Origin of the sequence: Aneurinibacillus uraniidurans (assembly GCF_028471905.1) — a bacterium.
GTDB lineage: Bacteria > Bacillota > Bacilli > Aneurinibacillales > Aneurinibacillaceae > Aneurinibacillus > Aneurinibacillus uraniidurans.
The window spans coordinates 652,899-665,615 of record NZ_CP116902.1 but is presented as its reverse complement, the minus strand read 5'-3'; the positions used below and the strand labels follow the sequence as shown (position 1 = coordinate 665,615).

The window sequence follows — 12,717 nt, the reverse complement described above, 5'->3', positions numbered from 1 at the left end:
CCCTTTTTATACTCCAACTTCGACCGCATCACCGCGGCGGACAATCAGTTTATTTATAGCACGCAAGTAAGCACGCGCACTCGCTTCCAGTACATCTGTACTTACACCGCGTCCTTGCACCGCATAATCACCCTGACTTAAGCGCACATATACTTCCCCAAGCGCGTCTTTGCCGTGTGTTACAGACAAGATTTTATAATCTTCAAGCGTTACCTCTTCATTCGTTACGCGGTCAATCGCTTTGTAGATGGAGTCAACGGAACCATTTCCGCATGCCGCTTCTTCCAATACTTCGCCTGATGCCGTCTTGACGCGTACACTTGCAGTCGGCACGGAATTATTGCCGTAGGAGAGCTGCAAGTTTTCCAGCACAAACGCCTCTGGAATATTCGAGAGTTTGGAATCTACGAGTGCTACAATATCTTCATCGCTGACATCTTTTTTACGATCACACAAGTTTTTGAAGCGGGCAAATGCATCGTTCAGCTCATCTTGTTCCAGCTCATAGCCAAGTTCAGATAGCTTATCTTTAAACGCATGGCGACCGGACAACTTGCCAAGAACAAGTTTATTCGATTTCACACCGACACGCTCTGGACGGATAATCTCATATGTTGTAACTTCCTTGAGTACCCCATCCTGATGAATGCCAGATTCGTGTGCGAATGCATTCGCGCCGACAACAGCTTTGTTACCTGGCACAATCATGCCTGTCAGGCGGCTGACCAGTTTACTTGTGCGAGCGATTTCTTCAAGCTTCAAATTCGTTGTCGCCTGGTAGAAATCACGGCGTGTATCAAGCGCTAATGCAACCTCTTCAATGGCCGCATTTCCCGCACGTTCCCCGATGCCATTAATCGTACCTTCGATTTGAGTAGCTCCGTTTTCGATCGCAGCAATCGTATTCGCTACCGCCATCCCAAGATCATCATGGCAATGGGAACTCAATTTGATGTTTTCAATGCCCCGAATATTCGTAGACAACTGTTTGAAGATATTTCCATATTCTTCCGGAGTCGTATATCCGACTGTATCCGGGATATTCACGATCGTTGCACCTGCATCCACGACTGCCTGCACGACTTCGATAAGGTATGGAATTTCCGTGCGAGAACCATCCTCGCACGAAAATTCAACCATATCGAAATATTTGCGGCCGTATTTGACAGCAGCTACCGCATTCTCGATAACTTCTTCCTTTGTCATGTTCAGCTTATACTTGCGGTGAATCGGGGATGTCGCAAGAAACACGTGCAAACATGCTGACTCCGCATCACGTAACGCTTCCCATGCCTTATCAATATCCTGTGTACGGGAACGAGATAAGCTTACAATGGTTGAATTTTTGATTTTTGCTGCAATTTCCCGAATCGACTTCAAATCTCCCGGAGAAGCGGCAGCAAACCCTGCTTCGATCCGGTTAATCCCCAGGCGCTCTAGTTGTAGAGCAATTTCTAGTTTTTCATGAGAACTCAAATTCACCCCCGGGGATTGTTCACCGTCCCGCAGAGTCGTATCAAACACTTCTATTGTACGCATTATCTCGGCCACCTCCGAAAATTTTACTATCTATAAAAATCTTATTTCTTAATCCAAGCCATCATTTCACGCAGTTGTTTACCAACTACTTCAAGCTGATGCTCGGATTCGATGCGGCGGCGTGCACCGAATGCTGCACGGCCAGATTGGTTCTCGATGATCCAGTTTTTCGCAAATGTACCGTTCTGGATTTCTTTGAGTACTTTTTTCATTTCTTTCTTTGTTTCTTCTGTTACGATGCGCTGACCTACACTGTAGTCACCGAATTCAGCTGTATCACTGATGGAATGACGCATAGTTGCAAGGCCACCTTCATACATCAGGTCAACAATCAGTTTGAGTTCATGCAGACATTCGAAGTATGCGATTTCTGGTGCATAACCTGCTTCTACAAGTGTTTCAAAGCCCGCTTTTACGAGTTCAGATGCACCACCGCACAGTACAGCTTGCTCACCGAACAGGTCTGTTTCTGTTTCTTCACGGAATGTTGTCTCGATTACACCTGCACGTGTGCAGCCAATGCCGCTTGCGTATGCAAGACCGAGTTCTTTCGCTTTGCCAGTACCATCTTGATACACTGCCAGAAGTCCAGGTACACCGAAGTTTTCTGTGTACACGCGGCGAACCATGTGGCCTGGGCTTTTTGGTGCTACCATTACTACGTCTACGCCTTCCGGAGCAACGATTTGCTGGAAGTGGATGTTGAAGCCGTGTGAGAAGAACAGCGCTGCACCCTCTTTAAGATTTGGAGCGATTTGCTCGTTGTATACTTTTCCTTGCTGCTCATCTGGAAGCAGAATCATGATAACATCAGCGCGTGCTGCTGCTTGATCTACTGTCAGAACTTCAAAGCCATCGTTTTCTGCTTGTTGCCAAGAACGACCTTGGCGAAGGCCGATGATTACGTTCATGCCGCTATCACGCAGGTTTTGCGCTTGAGCATGACCTTGGCTACCGTAGCCAATGATTGCGATTGTTTTCCCTTGAAGTACTGCTTGATTTGCGTCTTTTTCATAATACATTGTTACCATGGTAATTTTTCCTCCCAGAACATTTATGTTGTTTTTTGATTTTTATGCTTTCACCAGAGAAGCGCTGCGGCTAATAGCCGTTACACCTGTACGTGAAAGTTCTTTAATCCCATAAGGGGTTAAGAGCTCAATAAGTGCATCAATTTTTTGGGTATCGCCTGTTACTTGCACGACAATTGAATTTGGACCTACGTCCACGACGCTAGCGCGGAACGGATCAATAATCAGGTTCAGTTCAGCACGCGTAGATGCTGTTGCTTCTACTTTAATAAGCGCCAGTTCGCGAGCAACCATTGGGCCGCTGCTCAACTGCTGAACTTTGAGCACATCAATCAGTTTGTGAAACTGTTTTACGATCTGCTCCACAGTTGCTTCATCCCCGCTTGTGACGATAATCATGCGCGATAGACCTTTTTCCTCTGATTGACCAACTGTAATGCTATCAATATTGAATCCGCGCTGGCCCATAAGGTTAGCTACCCGGGTAAGGACACCTGGCTGGTCATTTACCAGCACGGAGATTGTATGCTTTTGCTCCATCATTATTCCTCATCTCCCAGAACCATTTGGTCAAGTGTGTTGCCTGCTGCTACCATCGGGAATACATTTTCTCCCGGCTCAACCTTGAATTCGACAAGCACCGGCCCATTTGTATTAAGCGCTTCGCGCCATACATTTTCGGCTTGTTCTTCTGTAGAGGCCCGCAAACCTTTAATTCCGTATGCTTCCGCGAGTTTCACAAAGTCCACGCTCTCTGTAAGATCGATGTGGCTGTAGCGGTTGTCGTAGAATAACTCCTGCCACTGGCGTACCATGCCAAGACAGTTATTATTCAAAATGACGATTTTAACTGGTAGATTATGTGCAGCTGCAATCGCAAGCTCCTGCAGGTTCATCTGGAAACCACCGTCTCCGCTAACTGAGATAACGAGACGATCCGGGTAAGCGAACTGTGCACCGATAGCCGCCGGGAAGCCGAAGCCCATTGTGCCAAGACCACCTGATGACAGGAATGAACGGACTGCGCTGAACTTATAATATTGCGCCACCCACATCTGATGCTGACCAACGTCTGTCGTAACAATCGCATTCCCTGCTGTTGTCTCATAGATCATTTCCACCACACGCTGCGGCTTCAGACGACCTTCTGGACTTTTGCTATAACGGTACGGCTGTTCTTGATTCCAAGCCTTAACTTGTGCTACCCACTCGTCACTGTCCGCACGCTGTACTTTCGGAATCGCTGTCGCCAGTACCGTTTTCGCATCGCCTACAATTGGAATATACGGATTGATATTTTTACCAATCTCTGCTGGGTCGATGTCGATATGGACAATTTTAGCGTTCTGTGCGAATTCTTTCGTCCGTCCCATCGTGATACGGTCATCAAAGCGTGCCCCGATGTTAATCAGAAGATCTGTGTTTAACAGCGCCTGATTCGCCGCATAGCAGCCATGCATGCCCGGCATTCCGATACAAAGTTCGTGTGTACCCGGGAATCCAGCAAGCCCCATGAGAGTGGTGATCACCGGAATGTTTGTTTTTTCTGCAAATTCAATCAATTCCTGTTCTGCACCAGCCGTTACCGTACCACCACCTGTCACAATGACCGGTTTCTTCGCTTTCGCGATCGCTTTGAGCATTTTGTCAACCTGCATGTAATTCGGCTTGACTGTCGGGTTATATGTGCGAAGCTTTACGCTCTCCGGATAATAAAAAGGAGCTTTTGCTGTGTTCACATCTTTTGGAATATCAATGAGCACCGGTCCCGGACGTCCTGTTGTTGCGATATGGAACGCTTCTTTAATGATGCGCGGCAGATCCTCGATATTACGAACGAAGTAGTTATGCTTCGTGATCGGAAGTGTAATACCTGTGATGTTCGCTTCCTGAAAAGCGTCTGTTCCAATCAAACTCTGTGCGACATTTCCGGTAATACAGACAAGCGGGACGGAATCCATTTGAGCTGTGGCAATCCCTGTAACTAGATTGGTAGCTCCCGGACCTGACGTAGCGATGACGACACCTGGCTTACCTGTTGCCCGTGCATATCCATCTGCCGCATGAATCGCACCCTGCTCATGTCGTGTCAGTACATGCTTTAACTGACTGGAATACAGTGAGTCATAAATCGGTAGCACGGCCCCTCCCGGATATCCGAAAACATGTTCCACACCTTCGAGCAGAAGGCAACGTAGCAGCATTTCAGAACCCGTCACCACTTCTCCCATCCCCATGGCTGGCATCGAAGCTTTTTTGTTCTCTACCATCGCCGTATCTGTGCTCATGATACATCCTCCTTTTGTAATAGCTCTCCAATTAAAAATAATCTAAAAATTCATATGACACCTGTCTCCAAAAATAGAGAAAGAAATAAAAGAAAACCCTTTCATCCCCCGACTTTTTTTATGTCAGCCTGGGGCGAAAGAGTTTTCGCGGTACCACCCAAATTCTACTGCTTCCTCACGGCAAGCAGCCTTTGTAGGTTATCTCCTCAGATAACCTATCGCATATAACGCATGCGCAGCGGCTTCTTCTTACTCGATATTCTTTCAGAAGAGCAACTCAGAGGTGAGTGATATATAGCGTTCTTACCCGGTTCACACCAATCCAGGCTCTCTGTAAAGAAGGGGCTATATACGTGTCCTCGTCAACGTTTCTATATAATCGTTTAATTGTCAACAAAGTCAAAATGTTTTAGCTGTTTAGATTTATATGCAATTATAGAGACTGATAAAGAAAGTGTCAAGCAAGAAATCAGAATTTATACTCAAGCAACTGTTTCCGGTACGTGTTCCTCTTTAATCACATCCATCATGTCTTTCTGATCACGATCCCCGAATCCATTCAAAATCAAATTCAGGAGAATCGCTGCCAGACTTCCGGTTACAATGCCGCTTTCCATGATCAGACGGAACTTTTCCGGAATGTGAGCAAACACGTTTGGAGCGATGGATACACCAAGACCAAGGCCCACAGATATTGCAATAATCAGCATGTTTTCTACACGCTGGAAGTTCACGCGAGACAGCTGGCGTACACCCGAAGCCATAACCATACCAAACATCGGAATCATAGCACCACCCAGCACCGGATTCGGAATAATCGTTGTAATGGCTGCCACTTTCGGAAGCAGGCCGAGTGCCATAATGATAAGACACGCTGCTACTACCACTTTACGTGTTTTTACACCTGTCATCGCAACAAGACCTACGTTTTGTGAATACGTTGTATACGGGAACGCTTGGAAAATACCGCCTATCACCTGGGCTAAACCTTCTGCACGCAGGCCGCGTTTAATATCATTCCCGTCAATTTTCTTCTCACATACTTCAGACAAGGCGAAGAAAACACCTGTCGACTCGATCATACTTACAATCCCAACAAGCACCATGCTCAAAATAGCTGTCAGATGGAATGTCGGCATCCCAAAACGGAACGGTTCAACCATGTGGAACCAAGAAGCTTTACCGACAACAGAAAAATCAACCAAGCCCATCATCCATGCAACTGCTGTACCGATTACAAGCGAAAGCAAAACTGAAATAGATTTCATATATCCGCTAAAGAAACGATTCATAAGAACAATCGATAAGAGCGTAACGCCAGCTAATAACAAATTCGTAAGACTTGCAAAGCCTGGTGTATTCGGCTGCCCTACAATATTACCCATCGCCGCACCAATCAACGAAGTCCCGATAATTACAACAACCGAACCTGTTACAACAGGTGGGAAGAACTTAATAATTTTATGCATAAATTGCGCAAGAATCATCACGACAATGCCGGCTGCAATAATGGCTCCATATATGGCTGGAATCCCTCCACCTGGCGCATTTCCGATCGCAATCATCGGCCCTACTGCCTGGAACGCACACCCCATGAGAATGGGAAGCTTCACACCAAAGTATTTGCCGCCCCATACTTGAAACAATGACGCCAGTCCACATGTGAACAGGTCAATGGAAATCAAATAAGCGAGCTGTTCCTGTGTCATCCCAATCGCTGGTCCGACGATTAACGGAACGACAACAGCACCTGCATACATAGCTAGTACATGCTGAAATCCTAACGTTCCGATTTTTGCTACTCCTAACTTATTCCCCACAGCTTACTCCTCCTAAACTACATACTTGCTGTCAGCTACTACGCTTACAAACTCTCTTCTACAAACGTAACTTTCCCCGCTGTCAACGATGCAATACGTGCCAGCGACTCCACACGGAACCCTTTTTCTTTCAAGCGAGTTGCTCCATTTTGAAACGCCTTCTCAATGACAATACCAATGCCAGCAACCGTACTTCCAGCTTGTTCGACCAGATGTGCCAACCCGAGGGCTGCCTCCCCATTTGCCAGAAAATCATCAATGATTAGAATGGTCTCTCCTGCAGGAAGGAACTTCTTAAGCACTGTAACTTGATTTGTTTCATTTTTCGTAAACGAATGCACATCCGTCATATACACTTCTTCATTCATCAGCACCGATTTTTTCTTACGGGCAAACACGAACGGCACGCCCAGCTTAAGTCCAGCTGTCAGCGCAGCCGCAATTCCTGATGACTCGATTGTTAGGATTTTCGTAATTCCTGCATCCGCAAACAAACGCGCAAACTCCTCCCCAATCGCCATCATGAGCTCCGGGTCAATCTGGTGATTAAGAAATGAATCCACTTTCAAAATATTGTCGCTCGGTACCAGTCCTTCCTGGCGAATTTTCTCTTTTAACATCTCCATATTTGCTGCTTCCTCCTATTCGTCAGAAAAACAAAAAGCCCGCACAATGGCTTTCACTCCTACAGTGAAAACCATCGTACGGACTTGCTCTCCATAGATGTGCCGCCAAAAGCGAACAACTATTCCGATGATCTCACTCGTAGTCAGACTATTTAACGGTAGTCTGGTAGAAACTTGCGGGCCTTATCCCCGCGATTATACGAGTTCGTATTTATTTTTCGTTTATTGATGTTGTCATTATAACGAATCTCCACATAAAAATAAAGCCCGGATTTACGAAAAATCCGAACTTTATTCCATTCCAGCATGACGAACATTCGGTTTTATTTACTAAATTTCGGAATCTTCCTGCGACATTTGCAGGGCAAGCGTTGCTACTGTCCGTACCATTGCACCTGTGCCGCCAGCCGGGGTGAAGTCGTCTGCCTTCGCTGCCCAGCTCGGCCCAGCAATATCAAGATGCACCCATGGTGTATCTTCTGCGAACTCACGCAAGAATAAGCCCGCTGTAATTGTGCCTGCATGACGACCGCCGGTATTTTTCAAGTCAGCAATCTGGCTTTTGATCTGCTCCATATACAGGTCGAATGTTGGCAAACGCCACAGTAACTCACCCGCCTCAGCTGCTGCCTCCATCACTTCTTCCATCAGCATTTCGTCATTCGTAATGGCGGCTGTTGTGCACGTGCCAAGCGCCACAAGTGCAGCCCCTGTCAAAGTCGCCATATCTACAAGACGCGATGCGCCCATTTTACGGGCATACGACAATCCATCCGCAAGAATGAGACGTCCTTCCGCATCTGTATTCAAAATTTCGATCGTTTTGCCATTCATCGCAGTAATCACATCACCTGGTTTAAGCGCCGTACCGCTTGGCATGTTCTCGGTTGTCGGAATCACAGCGACAACATCAATCGCAGGCTTAAGCGTACCAAGAATATCGAGCACGCCCAAAACAGAAGCAGCTCCGCCCATGTCGCCTTTCATCTCGTCCATGGATGCCGCTGGTTTAATGGAGATACCGCCGGAGTCAAACGTAACCCCTTTGCCAACGATACCGAGCACATCAGTCCAACTGCCTGCCCCTTTATATTTAATAACAATCAGTTTAGGTGGTTCTGCTGATCCCTGGCTCACGCCAAGCAGACCTCCCATGCCTTCTACTTCCATGTTCGCTTTATCAAGAACTTCAACTTCCATCCCATGACGCTCTGCAAGCTCACACGCCTTCTGAGCGAGAATGGTCGGCGTCAAATAATTGCCCGGTAGATTCGTGAGATCACGTGCGAGATTCGTACCATTCGCAAACGCCTCTCCAATGCGCGCTCCTTCCTTCACCTGCTCTACCGCGTCTTCTGGACTTATGATCGTTAGAGCTGTAAGCTGCGGAGCTGATTTATGATCGCGCTGATAACTCGTAATACGATAGTTCGCAAGCAGTGCCCCTTCGACAATTGCGTGTCCGGTTTCATGCGTACCCATCGCCAGATCAAACGCAAACGTTAGCGTTGTAAGCTTTGCTTTGAGTGCTTCTTTCACAGCGCGTGCCGCAGCCTCACGAACAACTTCAAACGAATAGTCCGCCTCTTTCCCAAGGCCAATTAGCATAATGCGGCGAGCAGCCATTTTGCCGAATGTATGGATGATCTGCACGTTTTTCTTCTTGCCGGACACCTCACCGCCCGCAAACAATTCCGTAAGTGCACCACCAAGTTCTTTATCAGCCCCTGCCAGTACGTCCGGCAATTTGCTACTTCCTTCTGTAATCCCAACAATCAGGCAATCTGCCTGGATGGTATGAGCTTGAACTGTTTGAATTTCGATTTTCACATTTGCCACCTCCGAAAAAAATACATGCAGATTTTGAAGTTATTCCTCTATATAGTATACAATAGAGAGAGTCCTTTGCAGAAAGGAAGATGTGCATGTCAACATGGTTTAGTAATTTCCCACTCTGCTCTGCCCTTCTAGCGATCGTGCTTGCTCAAGTTGTGAAAGTCCCGATTACGTATTTATCCACAAAACGGTGGGACTGGCGGCTCGTATTTAGCACCGGAGGCATGCCGAGTTCCCACTCAGCCGCTGTTACCGCCCTGACTACAGCGGTAGGACTTGTAGAAGGCTTTAATTCTACGTATTTTGCAATCTCTACGGTTTTTGCCATCATTATTATGTTTGATGCCGCAGGCGTGCGCCGACATGCTGGCACACATGCAGCCGTTCTTAACACGTTAATAGAAGACTTTAATGTTCTGCTTGAAGAAGTGAAAGCCTTGCGGATCAAACCTCGAGCAGAACGGGCTCGCAAGCTAAAGGAACTTCTTGGACATCAGCCTGGTGAAGTCATTATAGGAGCAGGTCTTGGGATTATTCAATCGTATGTACTGTATCCGTTATGGACTGTATAGCTCCACTCAAGATGAGGTTGTCTCAAAAGCTCTAACACAGCGACTGAGGCAGCCTCTTTCTTTTCTTGGGGGGCGGTTTTCTCCAAAGTACGGTGGAGGAGCCGGGATCGGGCGGGGCCTCGTCACTTCGGTACGCTTACGGAGAGGTTATAACTGTCCGCTCCAGGTGCCAGACGAACTTGCCCACAAAAAAAGCCTACGATGTATATACACCGAAGCGTTGTGGACAAAAATCGTTCGCCTGCCCCCTTCCGCTAAGCAGGCGCGTACAGGCGTTCCGCTGCCCCGCCCGATCCCGCTCCTAGCATACTTTGGATAAAAATCATCAAGCAAGATCAAGAGCTCAAGCCTTGCTATGCAGGTAAAAAATAAGGAAGTAGTCTTGTGAAAAGCCAGCGGCTACCGAACAAGTCCATTCTGGCGCTGAGAGTTTTTTTGTAGATCGAAACGTTGTGCGGGGAGTGGGAGAAGGGAGGAGCAAGAGAGCATTTTTACGCGATTGCACAGCGAAGGGAGAACGGCGAACGAGCCTTTGTCCGCAATCCTTCGCTGAATCAACATCACGGGCTTTTCTTTGCGGGCACGTTCGTCGTTCTTCCGGAGCGGACAGTCGACACTTCCCTGCAAGCGTAACCAAGCGAACGGCTCCTCCCTTCTTCCACTCCCTCCCCACCAAACGTTGTCGATATCACAAAAAAGGCTATCCCATCCGCCATGTTCTAGCTTTTGAGACAGCCTCGATTTTGCTTACTTTTTCTCAGATGATACAGGAGCAGCACTGCGATTAAGCTCCGACATGACTTCTTCGGTCACTTTGCCTTTCCCTTTTTCGATTACATACACATCGGTCCGCTTCTTGCCCCATTCCTTATAGACCTGTTCCTTGCTGTCAAAATACAGATCAATCTTATGCCCTTTAATCGCGGAGCCTTTATCCGCTACAATGCCATACCCGTAGCCTGGAACGTACAAGATCGTTCCAAGTGGAAAAACGGACAAATCCGCTGCAATCGTCGAAATAGACGCTCGGTCCCGCCTTGCTTTAACTCCAGAATACGTAATCCCATATGCCGGATGCCCGACTGTTTTGCCGGTTGATTCCGGACCAGGTGAATAGCCGGTGGCTAGTACATTCCGTTTTGGATAATGACGCAACAGCGAAAGCGTCTCCACGGTTTCACCTTTCGTCGCAAGCGGGAAACGTTCCCGAACGATTGGCTTATCCGTTTTTACCTGTGCCTGTTTTGGGTGCTGTACGACTGGTTTTGCTGGAATTTCCTGCATCGATTGTGTCTTCACGTTCTCCGGCTGATTCAGTAACATATACGTACCAAGCAGCGTACAGGCAAGGGCAATGAGTAAGTATGAGAGCGACGCCTTCACATTCTTTAGCAACATGTTCATTCAGCTATAAGCCTCCTCTGCTACTCATCATGTCCAGAGGAGGCTCTCGTTATACGAGAAAATAAAAAGAGCCTCGTCCATGTGACGAAGCTCTTTTTTCTTATAGTTGCTCTTCATTGTTGTTGGCACGGGAAACAATCGGATCAAGATAGTCGCGATTGCCACGCTGTTTGCCTTTTTCCTGCAGGCGCTCAATAGCTGGCTCGATTACGACCTCAAGCTCCCGCTGAATCGTATACGCTAAGTCATGACGATTTTGCGATTCCAGGAACTTGCCGACTTCGAACAGCTTCTCATAACGCCCACGCTCGTCTTCCGTCAGCAACGCACGCACCTGTACACTCGCATGTCTCACAATAGGTTCCCCCTACAGTTTAACTTTTTTCATGACGAGCGGAAGACCACCAAGCAGGAACAGGGAACGGTTATCGATGACTTTTTTCATCAGTGCCGCTGTGCTGCCATAGATCTTTTTATCGCCTACGAGACCGATCGCTTCATTTTTACCAAGGGATGCTACAGTACCCTTCAAAGATGGAACGAATGGTTTCAATTCGCTGCCGCCACGAACGAGCGCTACCAGATTATCCCCAAGGTTCTCACCTTGCTGGATTGCGATCTGTGCAGTTGGCGGATATGGACGATTGATTTCTTCATTAATGATCAGTGCACCATCACCGACGATGAATACATCGTCATGACCTGGAGCATGGAGATATGGGTCAACTTTTACACGGCCACGCATTGTTTCGAAACCTGCGTTTTCGATGATGGAATTCCCACGAACACCACCAGTCCATACAACTGTGCTGGATTTAATTTCTTCACCATCAGCAAGCACAACACCTTCTGGTGTGCACTCTTTGATTGGTGTGCTGATTTTGAATGTAACCCCTTTGCGTCCAAGAACGTCCATCGCGTAGTTCACGAGGTCTGGATCGAAGCCTGGCAATACAGTCGGAGCTGCTTCAATGTTGTAGATTTTTACGTTAGACGGATCAATATCGAACTCGGCACACAGTTCTGGTACACGGTCAGATAATTCGCCTACGAACTCGATGCCTGTGAAACCTGCACCGCCGACGATGAATGTCAGCAATTCTGGACGGTGTTCGTTTTTGAATTTTGCGAAACAATATTCGATATGCTCACGAATTTCGCGCACGCTGTTAATGCTGCGAATGCTGTATGCATGTTCTTTAAGTCCTTGAATACCGAATGTTTCCGGCTCGCTTCCAAGACCAATTACGAGGTAGTCGTATGTTAACTGCTCGCCAGAATCAAGAACGACTTGCTTCGCTTCACGCTTGATTTCAGATACAGTACCTTTAACGAATTTGATTTTGTTCGTATCAAGGATGGATGCGATATCCACACGGCATTTGTCCGGATCTTTCGTACCCGCTGCCGGTTCATGTAACCACGTTGTGAAGTAGTGGTAATCATGCTTGTTTACAAGCGTAACTTCCGCTTCATTGTGGTTTAATTGCTTCTGAAGGCGAACTGCTGTCATTAAGCCGCCGTATCCTCCACCGAGGATGAGAATTTTAGGTGTACTCATGTTTTCACTTCCGCTTTCCTTTAAATTTATCTGCATACAC

Annotated in this window: 11 protein-coding genes, 1 riboswitch and 1 other annotated feature; of the genes, 1 reads left to right on the top strand and 10 read right to left on the bottom strand. The window is 47.2% G+C overall.

From position 1 onward, the window contains the following. Positions 1 to 6: 6 nt before the first annotated feature. The 7 genes from PO771_RS03415 to PO771_RS03385 form a co-directional block, all read right to left on the bottom strand. A complete protein-coding gene (locus PO771_RS03415; RefSeq protein ID WP_272561877.1) occupies positions 7 to 1,539 on the bottom strand; it encodes a 2-isopropylmalate synthase in 1,533 nt (510 codons plus the stop codon). A 41-nt stretch (positions 1,540 to 1,580) separates the two neighbouring features. Further along, entirely contained in the window at positions 1,581 to 2,570 is a 990-nt protein-coding gene (gene ilvC, locus PO771_RS03410; RefSeq protein ID WP_272561876.1) for a ketol-acid reductoisomerase, read from the bottom strand. A gap of 42 nt (positions 2,571 to 2,612) precedes the next feature. Continuing rightward, entirely contained in the window at positions 2,613 to 3,110 is a 498-nt protein-coding gene (ilvN, locus tag PO771_RS03405) for an acetolactate synthase small subunit (protein ID WP_272563094.1), read from the bottom strand. Positions 3,111 to 3,112: 2 nt separating this feature from the next. Beyond that, positions 3,113 to 4,858: a biosynthetic-type acetolactate synthase large subunit gene (ilvB, locus tag PO771_RS03400; protein WP_422664978.1), complete on the bottom strand. Its 1,746-nt coding sequence runs from the start codon at positions 4,856 to 4,858 to the stop codon at positions 3,113 to 3,115. 126 nt (positions 4,859 to 4,984) lie between these two features. Continuing rightward, positions 4,985 to 5,233 (bottom strand) — a binding site (T-box leader). Between the two features lie 107 nt (positions 5,234 to 5,340). Beyond that, on the bottom strand, positions 5,341 to 6,678 hold the full coding sequence (locus PO771_RS03395) for a nucleobase:cation symporter-2 family protein (protein WP_272561875.1): 1,338 nt from the start codon (positions 6,676 to 6,678) through the stop codon (positions 5,341 to 5,343). Between the two features lie 44 nt (positions 6,679 to 6,722). Next, positions 6,723 to 7,304, bottom strand: a complete 582-nt coding sequence (locus PO771_RS03390) for a xanthine phosphoribosyltransferase (protein ID WP_272561874.1) — start codon at positions 7,302 to 7,304, stop codon at positions 6,723 to 6,725. Positions 7,305 to 7,424: 120 nt separating this feature from the next. Next, a riboswitch (purine riboswitch) is annotated at positions 7,425 to 7,527 on the bottom strand. 107 nt (positions 7,528 to 7,634) lie between these two features. After that, positions 7,635 to 9,134, bottom strand: coding sequence for a leucyl aminopeptidase (locus PO771_RS03385; protein WP_272561873.1), 1,500 nt, complete (start codon positions 9,132 to 9,134; stop codon positions 7,635 to 7,637). Between the two features lie 95 nt (positions 9,135 to 9,229). Between PO771_RS03385 and PO771_RS03380 the strand changes: the two genes are divergently transcribed. After that, positions 9,230 to 9,712, top strand: coding sequence for a divergent PAP2 family protein (locus tag PO771_RS03380; protein WP_272561872.1), 483 nt, complete (start codon positions 9,230 to 9,232; stop codon positions 9,710 to 9,712). A 747-nt stretch (positions 9,713 to 10,459) separates the two neighbouring features. On the opposite strand, the gene PO771_RS03375 is transcribed toward PO771_RS03380, so the two are convergent. The 3 genes from PO771_RS03375 to PO771_RS03365 form a co-directional block, all read right to left on the bottom strand. Continuing rightward, positions 10,460 to 11,116: a 3D domain-containing protein gene (locus PO771_RS03375; RefSeq protein WP_272561871.1), complete on the bottom strand. Its 657-nt coding sequence runs from the start codon at positions 11,114 to 11,116 to the stop codon at positions 10,460 to 10,462. A 100-nt stretch (positions 11,117 to 11,216) separates the two neighbouring features. Further along, on the bottom strand, positions 11,217 to 11,471 hold the full coding sequence (locus tag PO771_RS03370; RefSeq protein WP_272561870.1) for a hypothetical protein: 255 nt from the start codon (positions 11,469 to 11,471) through the stop codon (positions 11,217 to 11,219). A 12-nt stretch (positions 11,472 to 11,483) separates the two neighbouring features. Further along, positions 11,484 to 12,677: an NAD(P)/FAD-dependent oxidoreductase gene (locus PO771_RS03365; RefSeq protein ID WP_272561869.1), complete on the bottom strand. Its 1,194-nt coding sequence runs from the start codon at positions 12,675 to 12,677 to the stop codon at positions 11,484 to 11,486. Positions 12,678 to 12,717: the final 40 nt, after the last annotated feature.